The 20,077-nt window shown below is 69.2% G+C and carries 15 protein-coding genes; 12 read left to right on the plus strand and 3 right to left on the minus strand.

What is annotated here, in order from left to right; all coding sequences use genetic code 11:
• Positions 1-33: 33 nt before the first annotated feature.
• Positions 34-2,823: an FAD-binding and (Fe-S)-binding domain-containing protein gene (locus tag B0293_RS34525; protein ID WP_005162585.1), complete on the minus strand. Its 2,790-nt coding sequence runs from the start codon at positions 2,821-2,823 to the stop codon at positions 34-36.
• Between the two features lie 87 nt (positions 2,824-2,910).
• Here B0293_RS34525 and B0293_RS34530 point away from each other — a divergent pair, with 87 nt between their 5' ends.
• From B0293_RS34530 to B0293_RS34560, 7 genes are all read left to right on the plus strand, one after another.
• Positions 2,911-4,083 (plus strand): GAF domain-containing sensor histidine kinase, encoded by a 1,173-nt coding sequence (locus tag B0293_RS34530; protein WP_005162586.1) that lies wholly within the window; start codon positions 2,911-2,913, stop codon positions 4,081-4,083.
• Positions 4,053-4,694, plus strand: a complete 642-nt coding sequence (locus B0293_RS34535) for a response regulator (RefSeq protein WP_209437323.1) — start codon at positions 4,053-4,055, stop codon at positions 4,692-4,694. Before B0293_RS34530 ends, B0293_RS34535 begins: the two co-directional genes overlap by 31 nt.
• 182 nt (positions 4,695-4,876) lie before the next feature.
• A complete protein-coding gene (locus tag B0293_RS34540) occupies positions 4,877-5,668 on the plus strand; it encodes an ABC transporter ATP-binding protein (protein ID WP_005162588.1) in 792 nt (263 codons plus the stop codon).
• The gene (locus tag B0293_RS34545; RefSeq protein ID WP_039919114.1) at positions 5,665-6,441 is read left to right on the plus strand and encodes an ABC transporter ATP-binding protein; all 777 of its coding nucleotides are present in this window, start codon (positions 5,665-5,667) and stop codon (positions 6,439-6,441) included. Before B0293_RS34540 ends, B0293_RS34545 begins: the two co-directional genes overlap by 4 nt.
• A complete protein-coding gene (locus B0293_RS34550; protein WP_005162590.1) occupies positions 6,438-7,316 on the plus strand; it encodes a branched-chain amino acid ABC transporter permease in 879 nt (292 codons plus the stop codon). Before B0293_RS34545 ends, B0293_RS34550 begins: the two co-directional genes overlap by 4 nt.
• Positions 7,309-8,466, plus strand: coding sequence for a branched-chain amino acid ABC transporter permease (locus B0293_RS34555; protein ID WP_005162591.1), 1,158 nt, complete (start codon positions 7,309-7,311; stop codon positions 8,464-8,466). Before B0293_RS34550 ends, B0293_RS34555 begins: the two co-directional genes overlap by 8 nt.
• Positions 8,463-9,713, plus strand: coding sequence for an ABC transporter substrate-binding protein (locus tag B0293_RS34560; RefSeq protein WP_005162594.1), 1,251 nt, complete (start codon positions 8,463-8,465; stop codon positions 9,711-9,713). The genes B0293_RS34555 and B0293_RS34560 overlap by 4 nt, the downstream gene beginning before the upstream one ends.
• Here the strand turns inward: B0293_RS34560 and B0293_RS34565 are convergent.
• Positions 9,655-10,713, minus strand: a complete 1,059-nt coding sequence (locus B0293_RS34565) for a Glu/Leu/Phe/Val dehydrogenase dimerization domain-containing protein (RefSeq protein ID WP_039919087.1) — start codon at positions 10,711-10,713, stop codon at positions 9,655-9,657. The genes B0293_RS34560 and B0293_RS34565 overlap by 59 nt on opposite strands.
• 112 nt (positions 10,714-10,825) lie before the next feature.
• Here B0293_RS34565 and B0293_RS34570 point away from each other — a divergent pair, with 112 nt between their 5' ends.
• From B0293_RS34570 to B0293_RS34580, 3 genes are all read left to right on the plus strand, one after another.
• Positions 10,826-11,305 (plus strand): Lrp/AsnC family transcriptional regulator, encoded by a 480-nt coding sequence (locus B0293_RS34570; RefSeq protein WP_005162606.1) that lies wholly within the window; start codon positions 10,826-10,828, stop codon positions 11,303-11,305.
• Positions 11,306-11,436: 131 nt separating this feature from the next.
• On the plus strand, positions 11,437-11,706 hold the full coding sequence (locus B0293_RS34575; RefSeq protein ID WP_039919088.1) for a hypothetical protein: 270 nt from the start codon (positions 11,437-11,439) through the stop codon (positions 11,704-11,706).
• A 41-nt stretch (positions 11,707-11,747) separates the two neighbouring features.
• A complete protein-coding gene (locus B0293_RS34580; RefSeq protein WP_005162612.1) occupies positions 11,748-12,317 on the plus strand; it encodes a GNAT family N-acetyltransferase in 570 nt (189 codons plus the stop codon).
• Positions 12,318-12,447: 130 nt separating this feature from the next.
• On the opposite strand, the gene B0293_RS34585 is transcribed toward B0293_RS34580, so the two are convergent.
• Positions 12,448-13,083 (minus strand): YigZ family protein, encoded by a 636-nt coding sequence (locus tag B0293_RS34585; RefSeq protein WP_005162614.1) that lies wholly within the window; start codon positions 13,081-13,083, stop codon positions 12,448-12,450.
• A 578-nt stretch (positions 13,084-13,661) separates the two neighbouring features.
• On the opposite strand from B0293_RS34585, the gene gltB reads away from it, so the two are divergent.
• Positions 13,662-18,200: a glutamate synthase large subunit gene (gltB, locus tag B0293_RS34590; protein ID WP_005162619.1), complete on the plus strand. Its 4,539-nt coding sequence runs from the start codon at positions 13,662-13,664 to the stop codon at positions 18,198-18,200.
• Complete coding sequence (locus B0293_RS34595; protein WP_005162621.1) at positions 18,193-19,644, plus strand: glutamate synthase subunit beta; 1,452 nt, start codon at positions 18,193-18,195, stop codon at positions 19,642-19,644. Before gltB ends, B0293_RS34595 begins: the two co-directional genes overlap by 8 nt.
• Positions 19,645-20,077 lie beyond the last annotated feature (433 nt).

Here is a 20,077-nt window from a genome sequence, read left to right on the forward strand (position 1 = left end):
CACTTACCACTCACGACCACCTCGACCGACGCCTCACCCGTCCCGCCAGTCAGGCAGGGCGCGCCGCAGCAACTCGGCCAGGTGCAGCGCCCGCCGCCCGTCCAGTTGCTCGATCTGCGTCCGGCAGCTGAACCCGTCCGCGACCACTTCGGTGCCCTCGGCGGCGGCGCGGATCGCGGGCAGCATGCGGTCCTCGGCACAGGCGACGGAGACGTCGTAGTGCCCGCGTTCGAAGCCGAAGTTGCCCGCCAGTCCACAGCAGCCGGAATCCATTGTGGAATTGTGGACACCCGCGGCGCGCATGGCCGCTTCGTCGGCGCCGAAGCCGAGCACGGCGTGCTGGTGACAGTGCACCTGGCTCAGCGCTTCGACGTCCAGTGACCGGAACTCCAGCGGCGAGTCCTCGACGAGTTCGGCGAACGTGCGGGTGCGCTCCGCGAGCAGTTCCGCGACCGGGTCACCGGGCAGGAGGGCCGCCAGGTCACCGCGGAAGAGAGCCGTGCAGCTCGGCTCCAGGCCGGCCACCTGATATCCCGCCCGCAGATACGGTTCGAGCACGGAAAGCGTGCGGCGCAACACGTTCTTCGCCACATCCAGCTGTCCGGTGGACACCCAGGTGAGCCCGCAGCAGACGCCGCGATCGGGCAGGACGACGTCGTAGCCCGCCGCGGTGAGCACCTCGGCCGCGGCGTCCAGGACGTCCGGCGTGAGGTAGTTGTTGAAGGAGTCCGGCCACAGCACCACCCGCCGGGAACCGGTCGCCCAGCGTTTGAGATCGGTGCGCCGCCGCGTGAACGGCGTCGGGGCGAACGTCGGCAGATCCCGTTCCGGCGCGATCCCGCCGAGCTTCTTCAGCAGACCGGAGAACCGGCGCGACATCGTGTTCGCCAGCTTCGGCGCCAGCGAAGCCGCCCGCAGCCACACCGGCAGCCAGCCCATCGAATAGTGCGACGCCGGGCGCAACCGTCCCTTGTGATGCTGATGCAGGAATTCCGCCTTGTAGGTCGCCATGTCGACGTCGACCGGGCAATCGGACAGGCAGCCCTTGCACGACAGGCAGAGATCCAGCGCCTCGGCGACCTCTTCGGAACGCCAGCCGTCGGTGATCAGTTCGCCGTTCACCATCTCGGCGAGCAGATGCGCGCGGCCTCGCGTCGAGTGTTTCTCCTCGCGCGTGGCGCGGTAGCTCGGGCACATGACGCCCGCGCCGGTGGTGTTGCGGCATTTCCCGACACCGACGCATCGCCGCATCGCCTGCCCGAAGCTCCCCTGATCCTCCGGGTACGCCAGCGCGGTGACGTCTTCGAGCTCCAGCGGCGCGCGACGCACCCGGAGATCGGCGTCGACCGGCCGCGGATTCACCAGGATGCCGGGGTTCATCATGCCCGCCGGATCGAAGATCCCCTTGAACCGCGCGAAAAGCGCGATCATCTCGGGGCTGTACATCCGGGACAGCAGTTCCGAACGGGCCTGGCCGTCACCGTGTTCGCCGGACAGCGAGCCGCCGTGCGCGGCGACGAGGTCCGCCGCCTCTTCCAGGAACGACCGGAACCCGGCGATCCCTTGCGGAGAAAGGAGATCGAAGTCCAGCCGCAGATGCAGGCAGCCTTCACCGTAGTGGCCGTAGACCACGCTCTTGCGGCCGTACTCACGCATGAGCTGCTTGAACTCACGCAAGTAGGCACCTAATCGCGCGGGCGGAACGGCCGCGTCCTCCCAGCCGGGCCAGGCCTCCTCTCCCCCGGCCAGCCGGGTCGCGAGGCCGGCGCCCTCCTCCCTGATCCGCCACAGCCGCTTCTGCGCGGCGGCGTCGTCGAGCAGCACGGATCCGGTCAACGCGCCGCGCAGTCCGTCGATCAGCCCGCGCGCCTGGTCCGGATCTTCCATCTCGACGAACAACCAGGCACCGCCCGGCGGAAGCCCGTCGGCGCGGCCCGGTTCCAGCAGCGCGACGAGGTCCGCGTCGACCCCCTCCACGGTCAGCGGCGACCACGGCAGGATCGACGGGACGGCGTCGGCCGCGGCGATGTCGGACTCGAAGCCGAGCACCGCGAGCACCTTGCGTTTCGGTACCTCGGCGAGGGAGACCGTCGCTCCGAGCACGGTGACGCAGGTGCCCTCGCTGCCGACCAGTGCCTTGGCGACGTCGAAACCGTTCTCCGGCAACAGGTGTTCCAGCCCGTAACCGGACACCCGCCTGCTGAAGGAGGACAGTTCGGTGCGCAGCAACGCCAGGTTGTCCCGCACGAGCGCGCGGAGTTCCGAGAAGACGCGGCCTTCGGTACCGGGCCTGGCCGCCCGTGCGTCCACTTCGGACGGTGAGGTCGGGCCGACGGTCAGCCTGGTGCCGTCGTAGAGCAGCACGTCCAGCTCACGGACGACGTCGACTGTGCGACCGTAGGCGACCGAATGCGATCCGCAGGCGTTGTTGCCGATCATCCCGCCGATCGTGCAGCGCGAATGCGTCGACGGGTCGGGGCCGAATCGGAGCCCGTGCGGCGCGGCGAGCGCCTGGAGGTGGTCGAGGACGGTTCCGGGCTCGACCCGCGCGGTCCGTGCCTCGGGATCGAGGCCGAGAACGCCGCCGAGGTGACGTGACGTGTCGATCACGACGCCGGGCCCGCACGAGTTGCCCGCCACGCTGGTGCCGCCGCCGCGGGCGATCACCGGCAGCCCCGCCTCGCGGCAGGCGCCGACGGCCGCGATCACCTCGTCGACGCTCCGCGGCAGCACCACGCCCTTGGGCACGTGCCGGTAGTTGGAGGCATCGGTCGTGTACAGCGCCAGTGTCGCGGCGTCGGCCAGGATCTCCACGGAGTCCATTCAAGACAACCGCGGGCCAGGATGCATAGCCGGACCCTCTCCAGTCGGGTATGTCCGAAAGCCGCTCCGGTGTGCGATCGTGAGCGCGTGACGGCGAGACGGCAGGTCGCTGAAGACCTCGCCGCCGAGCACAGCGCGGTGCTCGGCGGGCTTCTTCGCGAGCGCGAAGAGCTGCTCGCGACCCTCGACCGGGTCGCCGCGCTCAACGGCACCGCGCGGCTGATCCGCGAGTCGATCGGCACGCATTCCGGTTTCGTCGCCGAACTGACCGGACCCGAACAGGCGGTGATCCGCTGGATGTCGGGCACCCGCACGGACGCGCTGCAGGACCTCGCCGTGCCCATCGGCCAGGGCATCGGCGGCCGCGTGCTCGCGCTGGGCAGGCCGGTCCGGGTCAACGACTACGTCAGCTCGCAGAGCATCACCCACCAGTTCGACGCGCAGGTGCGTGGCGAGGGCCTCGCCGCGATGATCGCCGTCCCGATCTTCAGCGGGACCGAGACCGTCGCCGTCGCGTACGCCGCCATGCGCGAGCCCCGCGACTTCGGCGACGACGCCGTCCAGTCCCTCGAAGACATCGCCGGCGAGGCGGGCCGCGCACTCAAACTGGCGTCGGTCGCCGAGGCCGACCGTGAGACGGCCCTGTCCGCGGAACGGCTCCGGATGCAGAGCGCGCTGCACGATTCGGTCGGCGCGCTGCTGTTCTCCATCGGCGTCCAGGTCCGGAACCTGCACGAGGACATCAGCGACAACCCGGCGCTCGAATCGCGGTTGCGGAGGCTGGAAGGCGACGTTTCGGCCGCGTCGCGGGCGTTGCGCGAGTCGCTGCTGGCGTTGTCGGAGTCGAGCCCGGAACGCGCGCTGCCGGTGGAACTCGCCGAGCACTGCCGCTCGTTCCAGGCCCGCTGCGGTGTCCCGGCACGGTTCGTCCAGCTCGCGCAGGTGCCGCGACTGGACGCCGAACGCACCGGACTGCTGGTGGCGGCGGTCCGGGAGGGCCTGCTCAACGTCGAGAAACACGCGGGCGCGCTGTCCGTCGTGGTCAGCCTGCTGCCCAGCGAAGACGGCGTGCAGGTGGTCGTCGCCGACGACGGGACCGGCCATCGCACCGAAGACACGGGAGAACCGGGCACCGGGATGGGGCTGCGCGCGCTGGCCGAACGCGCCGCGCGGCTCGGCGGCCGGGTCAGCCTGGTCCGCGACGAGGAAGACGGCTGCACGCTGCGCGCTTGGGTGCCGGAACCGTGCCGTCGCCGGTGACCGTGCTCGTCGTGGACGACCATCCGGTGGTCCGCGACGGAGTGAGCCTGCTGCTGCGCTACGACCCGGCGATGACCGTGGTCGGCTCGGCCGAGACCGGCCGGTCCGCGATCCGGCGCGCGGGTGAGCTGGAGCCGGCGCTGATCCTCCTGGACCTGCGGTTGCCGGACATGCTCGCGCCCGAGGTCATCGCGGAACTCCGGCGGGTGCATCCGGCCGGGCGGATCGTGGTGTTCACCGCGCACGGCGACCATCAGGGGGTGCGGGCCGCGCTGGATTCCGGGGCGCACGGCTGCCTGCTCAAGGACGTCGCCGGGACGGATCTGGTGGCGGCGTTGCGGCAGGTGCTCAAGGGTGAGCGCGTCGTCGACCCGCGCATCTTCCCCGACGACGGTCAGCGGTCCGACGCGCTGGCCCGCAGCGGTCTGACCCGGCGCGAGTACGAGGTCCTGCGGCTGGCCGCGCAGGGGCAGACGAATCCGGAGATCGCGGAGTCGACCGGGCTGGCGCGGAACACGGTGAAGACCTACCTCCAGTCCGCGCTGCACAAACTCGGCGCGCGGAACCGGGTCGAAGCCATCGGCAAGGCCTCCGAAGCCGGCCTCCTCTAGCCCGCGTTTCGTCCTCTGGATGCGGTAGTTCGTGCTACCGACTACCGCATCCAGAGGACGAATTGCGCCGTGTCCGTTTTGTAGCCGGGCACCTCTCCACGTGGGGGTAACGCGGCGGAGAGTGCCCACGCAGGATGACCGCCACCGATCGTGACTCGCGTCACACGAACGGAGGAGGCGGCTTGCTGAGTGTCCGTGATCTTCAGGTGCGGTACGGCCGATCGATGGCCGCACTGCACGGGGTCGACCTCGACGTCTCACCTGACGGGGTGTTGGCCGTCCTCGGCAGCAACGGCGCCGGGAAATCGACCCTGCTGCGGACGATCTCCGGCACGCTGCGCATGCACCGGGGCTCGGTTTCCGCGGGTGAGGTGCGTTACGACGGCACACCACTGACCAAAGTGGACCCGGCCCGCATCGTCGGGCTCGGTGTGGTCGGCGTCCCCGAAGGCCGCCAGGTGTTCGCGCGGATGACGGTCGAGGAGAACCTCCGCGCGGGCGGGATCGGCGCCCGCTCCCCTTCGCAGCGCGCCGCCGCGCGCAAACGCGTCGACGAGCTCTTCCCCGTCCTGTCCGAGCGGGCCAAACAACGCGCCGGCCTGCTGTCCGGCGGTGAGCAGCAAATGCTCGCGATCGGCCGCGCGCTGATGTCCGGGCCGCGGCTGCTGCTGCTCGACGAACCTTCGCTCGGGCTCGCGCCGAAGATCGTCGAGCGGATCGGCGCCATCATCCGCGAGATCCACGAGCAGGGCACGGCCGTGGTGCTGGTCGAGCAGAACGCCGTGATGGCGCTGCGCGTCGCCGATCACGCGATCGTCCTCGAAGTCGGCCGCGTCGCGCTCGCCGGGACGACGGCCGAACTCGCGGCGAGCGAGGAAGTCCAGCGGCTTTACCTCGGTGGTCACGCGGAGGCGGAAGCCGTCGACGCCCGCGAGCATCGCGCGGGCCGGAGCCTGTCGAGGTGGGCCGGATGACGCCGCCCGAGTTGCACATCGAGAACGTGACCCTGCGCTTCGGCGGGATCCGGGCACTGGACGACGTCTCCTTCAGCGTCGGCTCCGGTTCGCTGCACGCGCTCATCGGCCCGAACGGCGCCGGGAAGTCCAGCTGCTTCAACGTGATCAGCGGCCTCTACCGGGCGAACTCCGGCCGGGTCCGGCTCGGCGACACCGTCCTTTCCGGACTCCCACCGCACCGGCTCGCCGGGCTGGGCGTCGGCCGGTCGTTCCAGAACGCCGCCCTCTCCCCCTGTTCGACCGTGCTCGACAACGTCATGCTCGGACGGCACGCGCTGACCAAGGGCGGTTTCCTCGCCTGCGGCCTCCGGATGCCGTGGACGACACGGGCCGAACGGCGGCATTCCGCGCGGGCCAAGGAGATCTGCGACTTCCTCGGCATCGGCGCACTGGTCGGCCTCCCGGTCGGGGCGCTGCCCTACGGCGCGGTGAAACGCGTCGACCTCGCCCGCGCGCTCGCCGTCGAACCGGTCCTGCTCCTGCTCGACGAACCGGCGGCCGGGATGAACGCGACCGAGACCGCCGAACTGGCAGGCACGATCCGCGACGTCCGCGACGAACTCGGCATCTCGATCCTGCTCGTCGAACACGACATGGGGCTGGTGATGGGCATCGCGGACCGGGTCACCGTCCTGGACTTCGGCAAGCGCATCGCGGACGGCACCCCGGCCGAGGTCCAGTCGGATCCGGACGTGATCAGGGCATACCTCGGCACGGAGGCCACGGCGTGAACACTTTCCTGCAACTCGTGGTGAACGGACTCGGCAAGGGCGCGGTGTTCGCGTTGCTGGCACTGGGTTTCGTGATCATCTTCAAGGCCACCGAGGTGGTCAACTTCGCGCACGGCTCGCTCGTGCTCTTCGGCGGCTACCTGGTCGTCGTGACCCGCGAATCGCTCGGCTGGGCGGGCGCGTCACTCGTCGGCGTCGTCTCGGCCGGCCTGCTCGCCCTGCTCCTGGAACGGTTCCTGCTGTCCCGCTCGCGGCACGCGGACGCGAACAGCCTGGCGTTGCTGACCATCGGCGTCGACGTGATCATCACCGAGGAGATCGTGCGACGCCTGGGTGTCACGTTGCCGTTCCTCGGCGACGCCTGGGACGCGCGGCCGTTCCAGCTCGGCGGGATCACGCTGTTCCGCACGCATCTGGTGGCGCTGCTCGTCGCCGCCGTGCTGATCACCGCGTTCACCCTCGCGTTCAAGTACTCGAACTGGGGTGTCGCGATGCGGGCCCAGGCCGAGAACCGGGAGGCCGCCGCGCTGATGGGGATCCGCAGTTCCCGGGTGACGGCGACCGCGTGGCTGGTCGCCGGGGTGCTCGCCGGGGTCGCGGTGCTGTTCATCGCCACCCAGGACTTCTCCGGCGCGGGCCTCTCCCGCGGCACGCACTCCATCGCGCTCGCGGCGTTCCCCGCGGCCATCCTCGGCGGGCTGGACTCGACCGCGGGCGCGGTGGTGGGCGGCTTGGTCGTCGGCCTCGTCGAGGCGCTTTCGGCGCAGTACGTGTCGTTCGACTTCTCCAAGAGCGCGGTCTTCCTGGTGATGCTCGTGGTCCTGGTGGTGCGGCCGTCGGGGTTGTTCGGGACGAGGGAGAGCACACGTGTCTGACACCGCCGTGAAAACCCCCGCCGCCGCTCCCCCGACGCCGCCCGCGAAACGCGATCGGACGCGGCTGCTGCGGGCCTTGGCTTGGATCGCGCTGCTCGTCGTCCTGCTCGCCATCCCGCTGTACCTCGACGCCGCCTGGCTGAAGGCCGGGCAGTACATGATGATCGGCGGGGTCGGCGCGATCGGGCTGACCCTGTTGGTCGGGCAGGCCGGGCAATTGTCGCTGGCGCACGCGTTCTTCCTGCTGGCGGGCGCGACCGGCTACACCGTACTTTCCGGACCGGCAGACGACGAGCGCGTGGTCGGGCTCGGCCTCGATCCCGGCCTGTCGCTTCTCGGCGCGGTGGCCATCGCCGCGTTGCTGGGCCTGGCGTTCGCCCCGGTTTCCGGGCGGCTGCGCGGGATCTACCTCGGTGTCGCATCGCTGTCCCTGGTGTTCCTGGGGCTCTACTTCGGACAGTCCGCCGAGACGCTGACCGGCGGGACGTCCACCGGCCGAGCCCCTCAGCCGTTCTCGCTGTTCGGATTCCCGTTCACCAACGACGGACCCGAAATCGAGCTGATGGGCGTGCCGATCCGGCAGGCGGAACGGCTCTGGTACCTGTTCCTGCTGCTGACCGTGCTCGCGTTCGTGATCGCCAAGGCGGCGGTGCGCAGCCGGATCGGCCGGTCGTGGCGGGCTGTGCGGGACAACGAAGCCGCCGCGTCCGTGATGGGCGTCAGCGTCACGAGGGCCAAGGCGGGCGCGTTCGCGGTCTCCTCGGCCTACGCGGGGCTCGCGGGCGCGATGACCGTGCTGTGGTTCGACATCCTCAAACCCGACGAGAGCGAATTCGGCACGTACGGCATCAACATCTCCATCGCCTTCCTGGCCATGGTGATCATCGGGGGACTCGGCTCGGTGCCCGGCGCGCTGGTGGGCGCGCTGATCGTCAACGGGCTGCCGCAGGTGCTTTCGCTGTACTCCGCCGATCTCGGCTGGTTCTCCGGAACCGGGGACGGCGCCCTGACCCCGATCCTGGTCAGCTCGTTCGTCTACGGCGCCGCGATCATCCTCGTGGTGCTCTTCGAACCGGGCGGGCTCGCCGCGATCGGACGCCGGATCACCGCACCGAGGAAACACCGTCACCCAGAGGAGCAAGGCAGATGAAGCGCACATATCCGGTCGTCGCGTTGGCGGCGGCCCTCGCCCTCTCGGCGTGCAGCACGAAGGCGGGCGACTCGGGGGCCTCGGGGGCGGACGGTTCGGGCGTCAAGGCAGGCAAAGGGGTGACGTCGTCGGAGATCACCCTCGGCGTGATGACCGACAAGACCGGGGTGTTCAAGAACCTCGGGCTCGGCATCACCCAGGGGAACGAGTTGTGGGCCAAGGACTTCAACGCCGCGGGCGGGGCGTGCGGGCGCCAGGTCAAACTGGAGACCGTCGACCACGGCTACAAGGCGGACACGGCGAAGACGCTGTACCCGCAGATCGAGCCGAAGGTCCTCGGGTTCGTGCAACTGCTCGGCTCGCCGGTGGTGGCCGCGCTGAAACAGAACATCGCGTCGGACAAGACCGTCGCCGCGCCCGCGTCGTGGTCTTCGGAACTGCTCGACAACCAGTACGTGATGATCGTCGGCACGACCTACGACCTGGAGATCATCGACGGTCTTTCCTACCTCCAGGAACAGGGTCTGGTGAAGGACGGCGACACGATCGGGCACGTCTACATCGACGGTGAGTACGGCAAGAACGGCCTGCGCGGATCGCAGTTCTACGCGAAGAAGCACAATCTGACCGTCAAGGAAGTCAAGATCACTTCCACCGACAACGACCTCACGAACATCGTCACCGGGCTCAAGGGTGACGGCGTCAAGGCCATCGTCCTGACCACCACGCCGGCGCAGACCGGGTCCGCGCTCGCGGCGAACAAGGCACTCGGGCTGAACGTCCCCGTGCTCGGCAACAACCCGACGTTCGATCCCGTGCTGCTCAAGAGCCCGGCCGCGAACGCGCTGGACAAGCTGACGATCGTCGCCAGCAGCGTCCCGTTCTCCGCCGACATCCCCAAGGCCAAGGAGGTCGCCACGAAGTACAAGGCGGCGTACAAGGAGACCCCGAACGGCGGGGTCCCCTACGGCTACGCGGTCGGCGAGGTGTGGGGCGCGGTGCTCAAGAAGGCCTGCGAGAACAAGGATCTGACCCGCGAGGGTGTCGCCGCGGCGCTGAAGCAGACGACGTCGGCGAGCACGGAGGATCTGGTGGCGGCGCTGGACTTCTCGAAAGCGGGCACCCCGGCGACGCGCCAGGTGTACGCGGCGACACCGGACGCGTCGGCCGAGGGCGGGGTCCGCTACGTCAAGCCGCTGTTCGAGGCTCCCGAGGCGAAGGAGTACGTGGCTCCGCACCAGAAGTGAGCCTGGCTTCGGCGAGTGCGTCCGCTTCGGCCAACGGCGTGGTGCCGTTGGCCGAAGCGGCGTCGAGGATTCTTTGGGTGGTCTGTTCCAGGGCCGCGACGCGGCCGAGCGCCTGGTCGTGAGTGAGGTTTTCGGCCTCGCGGCCGAGGGTGTAGACGACTCCCCCGGCGCTCGCGACGAAATCCGGGATCCACAGGACGCCCCTGGCGGCGAGGTCGTCCGCCACCGCGTCGTCGGTGAGCTGATTGTTGGCCGGGCCGACGACGAGCGGCGCGGCGACCTCGGCTCCGGGACCGAACACGCCGCCGACGGCCGCCGGGATCAGGACGTCGGCCTCGATCGCGAGCACCTGCTCCGTCCCGACCTTGCGGAGCCCTCGTTCCTCGGCGGCCGCGAGCCGTCGTTCGTCCACATCGGACACGATGACCTCGGCGCCCTGCCCGGCCAGTGCGGCGGCCAGCTGCGCGCCGACCGAGCCGTAGCCGCTGATGACCACCCTGCGGCCGTTCATCTCGTCGCCGCCGAAGACGGACCTCGCCCCGGCCCTCAGCGCGGCGAGCACCCCGACGGCGGTCGGGCCGCTGGAGGAACCGGTGCCGCCGTGCTCCTCGGGTACGCAGAACACGTGCGGCGTCCGCTCGCGCAGCACGAGCATGTCCTCCGGACCGGTTCCGACGTCCGGACCGGCGCGATACGCGCCGTCGAGTGACGCGATGAGGTCGCCGTGGTCGAGCAGGATCGCGCGGCGCTGCTCGGGCGTCGGCACGCTGTCGAGCGCGACGACACTCTTGCCGCCGCCGAAGTCCAGGCCCGCGACGGCGCATTTACGGGTCATCGCCGCGGACAGCCGGAGGACGTCGTCGATCGCGTCGTGGACGCGCGGATAGACCTTGAACCGGCAGCCGCCGACGGCCGGGCCGAGCGCGCTCGAATGCACGGCGACCATCGTGGTCACCCCCGACCGGCGCCCCCGCCGGACGACCAGCTCCTGTACGGACATTTCGCTCCTCTTCCACGCAATCAGTCACCTACTCGCGCTGAAGTTAGGGTGATCGTCAGGCTTGTGGAGGTCTTGCCGAACGATATTCGGCAAGACGAGGAAGGGAGCGCGCGTGGACGAACTTGATTCGGCGATCATCCGGGAACTCCAGGCGGATGCGCGGCAGTCGAACCGCGACATCGCCCGCAAGGTCGGCGTCGCGCCGTCGACCTGCCTGGAACGGACACGGCTGCTGCGGGAACGCGGGGTCATCCGCGGCTATCACGCGGACATCGACCTGCGGAGCCTCAACCGCGGCGTCCAGGCGATGGTCTCGGCGCAGGTGCGCCCGCTGAGCCGGGAGGTGATCGACTCCTTCCAGCGTTCGGTCGCGGAATTGCCGGAGGTCCTTTCGGTCTTCGTCACCGCCGGCAGCGACGATTTCCTGATCCATGTCGCCGCGCAGGACGTCGAACAGCTCCACGCATTCCTGGTGGATCGTTTGTCGAAGCGCAAAGAGATCGTCGGGTTTCGGAGTTCGATCATTTTCCGACATCTGCGCAAGACCGAGCTGGAACCGCTTCCGCGTCGAATACCAGGGGACAGCCCTTAGGTGGGTACCCGGGATTACGCGACTCGCCACCCCTAAGTCCGCCCGAAATCCCGGACTTCGCACCGGAGAAGACGGAAACTGTCGGGGGTGTGGGTTTGAATGGTCCCAGTGGAACGGAAAGGAGGCGCGCCATGGACGTTCGGACAGAGCTGAACCATCGTGAGCGGGCCACCCTGAGAGCCGTGGCCGACGGCCACGCCGAGATCAGCTGCAGCTGCGAGCCGGACCTGTTCGTCGACGGGCTCGCCTGCTGCGACCAGCACACCGCGCACCGCCTCGCCCACCTCGGCCTGGTGGCGCCCGCCAGGGGCGGCCGGTGGGGCGAGCGCGTTCCCGCCCTGCTCACCGAAGCGGGGGTGGTCGCGCTGAGCGGCCTCGCCAGTCCTGGAGTGGCCGCTTAAAACCGGTTGCCCCGGCGCCCTCGTGGCGCCACGCTTCGCGGATGCGTGTCTTCCTGGAGACCGAGCGGCTCCTGCTGCGGCAGTTCACCGGCGCCGACGTCGACGACCTGTTCGCGCTCTACGATGATCCCGAAGTCATGCGGTATCTCAACGGGGGCGAACCCGCCGATCGGGCGAAGATCGAAAATCGTGATCTTCCCGCCTTTCTCGATTACTACGAGCGTTTCCCCGGTTACGGGTTCTGGGCGGCGATCGAGAAGTCCGGCGGTGCTTTCCTGGGGTGGTTCCATTTCCGCCCGCTGCGCGGTCATCACACGGACGATCCCGAACTGGGGTACCGGCTGAACCGCTCTTCCTGGGGCAAGGGGTACGCGACCGAGGGATCGCTCGCACTGCTGGAGAAGGGGTTCACCGAATTCGGGACGACGCGGATCTGGGCGGCGACCATGGCGGTGAACCTGGGCTCGCGGCGGGTGATGGAGAAGATCGGGATGCGGCACGTCCGGACCTTCCACGAGCACTTCGACGACCCGATCCCCGGGACGGAGGAGGGCGAGGTCGAGTACGCCATCACCCTGGCGGAGTGGCGCGCCCGCGCCACCCGCATTTAGAGGACTAAATGCGGGGCGGGGAGTGCCGGCCGAGTCCCGAGCGCCACGCCCGGGACGCTCACCGTCTCGAACGTGGCGCTCGGGACACGCTCCCGCCGCCGTCGGCTCCGCCCTTCCCGCATTTAGAGGACTAATTGCGGGAGGTGGGGAGCCACATCTCGCCGGCTTCCTCGGTGAGGGCTTCCCCGCCGGTCAGGTCCGCCAGCCAGGCGTGGAAGGCGTCACCCTGGTCCGGCGCGAGCCCGACGTCGAAGTGCGCGACGTCCTCGAACCGCGTCGCGTGCAGCAGGTACGGCGACGAGCGGATGTCGTTCTCCAGCCGTCCGGCCCGGTCGTAGTCGACGACGACCTCGACCAGCCGCAGCCGCCGGTACTCACGCACCCCGATGGCGTCGACGGCCTCCGAGACGGCCTGCCCGTACGCGCGGATGAGGCCGCCGGCGCCGAGCAGCACCCCGCCGAAGTACCGGGTCACCACCGCGACGGTGTCGGTCAGCTCGCGGCGGCGGAGCACTTCGAGCATCGGGGTGCCCGCCGTGCCCGCGGGCTCGCCGTCGTCGCTCGAACGCTGAGTGCGCCCATCGGCGCCCAGCACGAACGCGTGGCAGTGGTGACGGGCCGCCGGATCGGCCTTCTTCCGGGCGGCGATCACCTCCCTGGCGGCCTCTTCCGAGGTGACCGGGGCGAGGGCGCAGAGGAAGCGTGAACGCCGTATTTCGATCTCGTTGACACCGGTGCCCGCCACGGTGAGATAACGATCCGCCATCGGCCCAGCCTCTCAAACCGGGCAGGCCGCTCTGCCGTTCGGGCGATCCGATGGTCACCTCGAGTCACCGGGACGGCGGCGAAACCCACTCCACTGCGCGATCCAGGTCACACTATCGAGTGACGTGAGCGAACGTTTACGCAGGTCAGCGCGGCGATGCACCACTCAGTGGACATGTCGTTCCAGCCAGTGGGCAGATGATGTTTGAAGTCAACGCCCGCGTGGCATTTCCCACCCCGACCAAGCGACGTATGTCTATAACAACGATTTCACACTATCGTCATAAGACCGGCGAACCCGGGAGTTCCACGTGCGCCCCGCCTGCCATCCACCACAACGGCTTGGCGGGCTGCGGCGCACGGGCAGTACACATGAGACAGACAAGCGCATCGGCCGCCCAATGCAGTGCGGCTCCACGAGCCCTGCCCCTTTTCCGTGGGCGGGATCGTTCCCTCTCGACTGACCATCGCGGTCCCGGACCATTTCGTTTCAGATGTCACAGTGTGAGCTGGTTCAGGTACGAACCCGTCTGAATGGAGTGGTACCGGTCGCGCCGACGCCTTGGGAGGCGGCCAGCCGTGACCCACCATGCCAGCAACAAGGGCAGCAAGGCCCCCGAAGGCCTGTATGACCCGGAGTTCGAGCACGACGCCTGCGGTGTCGCGTTCGTCGCCGATCTCTCCGGAAAGCGCGATCACGGCATCGTCGCCAAAGCGCTGATAGCGCTGCGGAATCTGGAACATCGCGGAGCCCGCGGCGCGGATCCGGAAACCGGCGACGGCGCCGGGATCCTCATCCAGGTCCCCGACGAGTTCTATCGCGAGGTCGTCGGCTTCGACCTCCCCCAGCCCGGTGCCTACGCCGTCGGCACGGCTTTCCTTCCGCAGGACGAAATCCCGCGTGGCCGGGCGATGACGACCATCGAGCGCGTCGCCGCCGAAGAGGGCATGCGCGTGCTCGGCTGGCGCGACCTCCCGGTCCACACCGAACACGTCGGGACGGGCGCGGCCGAGACCATGCCGCACTTCAGCCAACTGTTCCTGGCCGGACAGGACGCGCTGGAAGGCCTGGCGCTGGAACGCGCCGCCTTCGTGGTGCGCAAACGCGCCGAGCACGAGCTCGTCGAGGACGACGTCTACTTCCCGAGCCTGTCCTCGCGGACGATCGTCTACAAAGGAATGCTCACCGAGCCGCAGGTCGAGAAGTTCTTCGCCGACCTCACCGACGAGCGCGTCACCAGCGCCATCGGCCTGGTGCACTCCCGCTTCTCCACCAACACCTTCCCGTCGTGGCCGCTGGCGCACCCGTACCGGTACGTCGCCCACAACGGTGAGATCAACACCCTGCGCGGCAACCGGAACTGGATGGACGCGCGTGAAGCGCTCCTCGAATCCGACCTGATCCCGGGCGACCTGAAGCGGATCTACCCGATCATCACGCGTGGCGCGAGCGACTCGGCGTCCTTCGACGAGGTGCTCGAACTGCTCCACCTCGGCGGCCGGTCGCTGCCGCACGCGGTGCTGATGATGATCCCGGAGGCCTGGGAGAACCATCAGGAGATGGACCCCGCGCGCCGCGCGTTCTACGAATTCCACTCGACACTGATGGAGCCGTGGGACGGCCCCGCGCTGGTGTCCTTCACCGACGGCACGCAGATCGGCGCGGTGCTCGACCGCAACGGCCTGCGCCCGGCGCGCTACTGGGTCACCGAAGACGGCCTCGTCGTCCTCGCCAGCGAGGTCGGCGTGCTGGAGCTGGAGCAGTCCACGATCGTCCGGAAAGGACGGTTGGAGCCGGGGCGCATGTTCCTCGTCGACACGGCCGCCGGCCGGATCGTCGAGGACGAGGAGATCAAGAACGAACTCGCCACCGCACACCCGTACGACGAATGGGTCGAAGACGGTCTGCTCCCGCTCGAAGGGCTCCCCGCGCGGGAGCGCGAGATCCCGCCGCACACCGCGCTCGTCCGCCGCCAGCAGGCCTTCGGCTACACCGAAGAGGAACTCGACGTCCTGCTCGAACCGATGGCCCGCACCGGCGCGGAGCCGATCGGCTCGATGGGCAACGACTCCCCCATCGCGTCGCTGTCCAGCCGTCCGCGGCTGCTGTTCGACTACTTCATCCAGCTCTTCGCCCAGGTGACCAACCCGCCACTGGACGCGATCCGCGAGGAACTGGTCACCTCACTCGGCACCCAGCTGGGCGCGGAGCCGAACCTGCTCGTCTCCGACGCGAAGTCGTGCCGCCGGATCGCGCTGCCGTTCCCGGTGCTGGACAACGACGAGCTCGCGAAACTGGTGCACGTCAACGACGACGGCGACCTTCCCGAGTTCCAGGCCGTCACCGTGCAGGGCACCTACGACGTCCACGGCGGCGGCGAGGCGCTCGTGCGGCGGCTCGACGAGATCCGTGCCGAGGTGTCCGCGGCCATCGCCGAGGGCGCCCGGCTGATCGTGCTGTCCGACCGCGGGATCGACGAAGATCACGCGGGCATCCCGTCGCTGCTGCTCACCGGCGCTGTCCACCACCACCTGGTCCGGGAGAAGACCCGCACGCAGGCCGGCCTCATCGTCGAGGCGGGCGACGCGCGCGAGGTGCACCACATCGCGCTGCTGATCGGCTACGGCGTCGCGGCGGTGAACCCGTACCTGGCGATGGCGACCGTCGAGGAGATGGCCGACCAGGGCCTGATCCCCGGTTCCACCGCCAAGCAGGCGACCGCGAACCTGATCAAGGCGCTGGGCAAGGGCGTCCGCAAGACGATGTCGAAGATGGGAGTGTCCACAGTGGCCTCCTATACCGGCGCACAGATCTTCGAAGCGGTCGGGCTCGGCGACGAGATCATCCAGGACTGCTTCACCGGCACCACTTCCCGGCTCGGCGGCGTCGGCTTCGACACCATCGCGCTGGAGGTCGCCGAGCGGCACCGCCGGGCGTTCCCGCGCGACGGGTTCCGCGCGAACCACCGCGAGCTGGAGACCGGCGCGGACTACCAGTGGCGCCGCGAGGGCGAACCGCATCTGTTCAACCCGCAGACGGTGTTCAAGCTCCAGCACTCCACCCGGGCCGGGAAGTACGAGGTCTTCAAGGAGTACACGAAGTCCGTCGACGACCAGGCGCAGAAGCTGTACACGCTGCGCGGGCTGTTCGACTTCAAGATCGGACAGCGGCCCGCCGTGCCGATCGAGGAGGTCGAACCGGTCTCCGAGATCGTCAAGCGGTTCGCCACCGGCGCGATCTCCTACGGGTCGATCTCGTCGGAGATGCACGAAACCCTGGCCATCGCGATGAACCGCCTCGGCGGCAAGTCGAACACCGGTGAGGGCGGCGAGGATCCGGCGCGGCTCTACGACCCCGAGCGCCGCAGCGCGGTCAAGCAGGTCGCGAGCGGCCGGTTCGGCGTCACGAGCGAGTACCTGGTCAACGCCGACGACATCCAGATCAAGATGGCGCAGGGCGCGAAGCCCGGCGAGGGCGGGCAACTGCCCGGCGCGAAGGTGTACCCGTGGATCGCGAAGACGCGGCACTCCACGCCGGGTGTCGGGCTCATCTCTCCGCCGCCGCACCACGACATCTACTCGATCGAGGATCTGGCCCAGCTGATCCACGACCTGAAGAACGCCAACCCGGCCGCGCGCATCCACGTGAAGCTCGTGTCCGAGGTCGGCGTCGGCACGGTCGCGGCCGGGGTCTCCAAGGCGCACGCGGACGTCGTGCTCATCTCCGGCCACGACGGCGGCACGGGCGCTTCCCCGCTGTCGTCGATCAAGCACGCGGGCGGACCGTGGGAACTCGGGCTCGCCGAGACGCAGCAGACGCTGCTGGCCAACCGCCTGCGCGACCGGATCGTCGTGCAGACCGACGGCCAGCTCAAGACCGGCCGTGACGTCGTCATCGCCGCGCTGCTCGGCGCCGAGGAGTTCGGTTTCGCGACCGCTCCGCTGGTGGTGTCCGGCTGCATCATGATGCGCGTGTGTCACCTCGACACCTGCCCGGTCGGCGTGGCGACGCAGAACCCCAAGCTGCGCGAGAAGTTCAGCGGTAAGGCCGAGTACGTGGTGAACTTCTTCGAGTTCATCGCCCAGGAGGTCCGGGAGTACCTGGCGGAGCTGGGTTTCCGGTCCATCGCCGAGGCCGTCGGCCACGCGGAGATGCTCGACAAGCGCAAGGCGATCGACCACTGGAAGGCCGCCGGGCTCGACCTGACGCCGATCTTCCACGTGCCCGACACGGCTCCCGCCGGTCTGCGTCACCAGCAGACGGTGCAGGACCACGGGCTGGAGAAGGCGCTCGACAACACGCTGATCCAGCTCGCCGAGGGCGCGCTGTCGTCCGGGGACAAGGTGCGGCTGGAACTGCCGGTCCGCAACGTGAACCGGACCGTCGGCACCATGCTCGGTCACGAGCTCACCAAGCGGTGGGGCGGCGAAGGCCTGCCGGACAACACGATCGACGTCACCTTCACCGGGACCGCCGGTCAGTCGTTCGGCGCGTTCGTGCCCAAGGGCATCACGCTGCGGCTCTACGGTGACGGCAACGACTACGTCGGCAAGGGCCTGTCCGGTGGACGGCTCGTCGTGCGGCCGCCCGAGGTGGCACGGTACGACGCCGAAGAGCACATCATCGCGGGCAACGTGATCGGCTACGGCGCGACCAGCGGCGAGATCTTCATCCGCGGCAAGGTCGGCGAACGGTTCTGCGTGCGCAACTCGGGCGCGCTGGCCGTCGTCGAGGGCGTCGGCGACCACGGTTGCGAGTACATGACCGGTGGCCGTGTCGTCGTGCTCGGGGGCATCGGCCGCAACTTCGCGGCCGGGATGTCGGGCGGTGTCGCCTACGTCCTGGACCTGCCGGCGCACCGGACGAACCCGGAGATGGTCGACATCGACCCGCTGGATTCGTCCGATGTGGACTTCCTGCGGGAAGCGCTCGAAAAGCATTACGACGAAACGGAATCCGCGGTCGCGCGCGCCTTGCTCGCCGACTGGGACTCCGCCGTCGACCGGTTCGGCAAGGTCATGCCGAAGGACTACAAGCGGGTGCTCGCGGCTCAGGCTGAGGCCGAGCGCGACGGGCGTGACGTGAACGAGGCGATCATGGAGGCCGCACATGGCTGATCCCAAGGGCTTTCTGACCACCACTCGCGAGACGCCGAAGAGCCGTCCCGTCGACCTGCGCCTGATGGACTGGCGCGAGGTGTACGAGGACTTCGCGACGTCGAAGCTGCAGAAGCAGGCCGGACGCTGCATGGACTGCGGTATCCCGTTCTGCCACCAGGGCTGCCCGCTCGGGAACCTCATCCCCGAGTGGAACACGCTGACCTGGCGCGACGATTGGCGCGACGCGGCCGACCGGCTGCACGCGACCAACAATTTCCCGGAGTTCACCGGGACCCTTTGCCCGGCGCCGTGCGAGACGGCGTGTGTGCTCGGGATCAACGACGATCCCGTCACCATCAAGCGGGTCGAGATCTCGATCATCGACCGGGCCTTCGAAGAAGGCTGGGTCACGCCGCAGGAGCCGGTCGCCAAGACCGGCAAGAAGGTGGCCGTGGTCGGATCCGGGCCGTCGGGACTCGCCGCGGCGCAGCAGCTCACGCGCGCGGGCCACAGTGTCGTGGTCTTCGAGCGGGCCGACAAGATCGGCGGGCTGCTGCGCTACGGCATCCCCGAATTCAAGATGGAGAAGCACCGGCTCGACCGCCGTCTCGACCAGATGCGGGCGGAGGGCACGGAATTCCGGACCTCGGTGAACGTCGGCGTCGACCTCACCGTCGAGGACCTGAAGTCGTCCTACGACGCCGTGGTCCTCGCCGGCGGTGCGACCGCATGGCGCGACCTGCCGATCCCCGGCCGGGAGCACGACGGCATCCACCAGGCGATGGAGTTCCTGCCGCACGCCAACCGGGTCGCCTCCGGTGACCTGGACGCCACGCCGATCAGCGCCGAAGGTCTCGACGTCGTCGTCATCGGCGGCGGTGACACCGGCGCGGACTGCGTCGGGACCTCGCACCGCCAGGGCGCGAAGTCGGTCACGCAGCTGGAGATCATGCCGAAGCCGCCGCTTTCGCGGTCCGACGCGCATCCGTGGCCGACGTACCCGATGATCTACCGCGTCTCGTCCGCGCACGAGGAGGGCGGCGAACGGCTGTACTCGGTCAACACCCAGGAGTTCGCCGCCGACGCCGACGGCCGGGTGCGCGCGCTGAAGCTGGTCGAGGTGCGCAACGAGGGCGGCAAGTTCGTCCCGGTTCCCGGCACGGAACGCGAACTCCCGGCACAGCTGGTGCTGCTCGCGATGGGCTTCGTGGGCCCGGAGCGGGAAGGGCTGCTGGAGGCGCTCGACGTCGAGCTGGACCAGCGCGGCAACGTCGCCCGCGACAAGTCGTTCAAGACCAGTGTGGACAACGTGTTCGTGGCCGGTGACATGGGCCGCGGCCAGTCGCTCATCGTGTGGGCGATCGCCGAAGGCCGTTCCGCCGCGGCCGGGGTGGACGCGTTCCTCACCGGACGGGACGTCCTGCCCGCTCCGATCGCCCCGACCGACCGGCCGCTCACCTAAGGCACTTTTCCGCCGGTTCAGTACGTGAAGGCCCCCTTCCTTGCGCTAGACGCAGTGAAGGGGGCCTTCACGTACTTGTTGCCGAGTTGGTCGCGTGCTCCGCGGGCAAGGCACGTGTCGCGAAAGCCACTTTCGCGACGTCTGATGTCCCGAAAGTGGCTTTCGCGACCCCGTCCCCGGCGCATCGCGCAGGTCAGGTCGCCGGGTCGGAAGGCGTAACTCGCGTGATCAGACACGCGACTCGCGTGATTGGACGGACGACACGCTCGCGGCGGGGTCTGCCGCGAGTCGTCCGTCTGGACACACGTGGCGATCGCCGATTCCGTGAAGGCCTCCTTGAGGGACCCAGTGTCCCTCAAGGAGGCCTTCACGGACAGAACCCACGACCACCCCGGCCGACTCGGTCCCGGCTCCCTCACGCGTTTAGTCCTCT

This window comes from Amycolatopsis azurea DSM 43854, assembly GCF_001995215.1.
GTDB classification, from domain to species: domain Bacteria; phylum Actinomycetota; class Actinomycetes; order Mycobacteriales; family Pseudonocardiaceae; genus Amycolatopsis; species Amycolatopsis azurea.

What these genes read in the sequence shown, in the direction of transcription:
- B0293_RS34525 (WP_005162585.1), bottom strand. Translation starts at nt 2,823, where the DNA reads ATGGACTCCGTGGAGATCCTGGCCGACGCCGCGACACTGGCGCTGTAC.
- B0293_RS34545 (WP_039919114.1), top strand. Translation starts at nt 5,665, where the DNA reads ATGACGCCGCCCGAGTTGCACATCGAGAACGTGACCCTGCGCTTCGGC.
- B0293_RS34560 (WP_005162594.1), top strand. Translation starts at nt 8,463, where the DNA reads ATGAAGCGCACATATCCGGTCGTCGCGTTGGCGGCGGCCCTCGCCCTC.
- B0293_RS34565 (WP_039919087.1), bottom strand. Translation starts at nt 10,713, where the DNA reads ATGTCCGTACAGGAGCTGGTCGTCCGGCGGGGGCGCCGGTCGGGGGTG.
- B0293_RS34575 (WP_039919088.1), top strand. Translation starts at nt 11,437, where the DNA reads ATGGACGTTCGGACAGAGCTGAACCATCGTGAGCGGGCCACCCTGAGA.
- B0293_RS34580 (WP_005162612.1), top strand. Translation starts at nt 11,748, where the DNA reads ATGCGTGTCTTCCTGGAGACCGAGCGGCTCCTGCTGCGGCAGTTCACC.
- B0293_RS34585 (WP_005162614.1), bottom strand. Translation starts at nt 13,083, where the DNA reads ATGGCGGATCGTTATCTCACCGTGGCGGGCACCGGTGTCAACGAGATC.
- B0293_RS34595 (WP_005162621.1), top strand. Translation starts at nt 18,193, where the DNA reads ATGGCTGATCCCAAGGGCTTTCTGACCACCACTCGCGAGACGCCGAAG.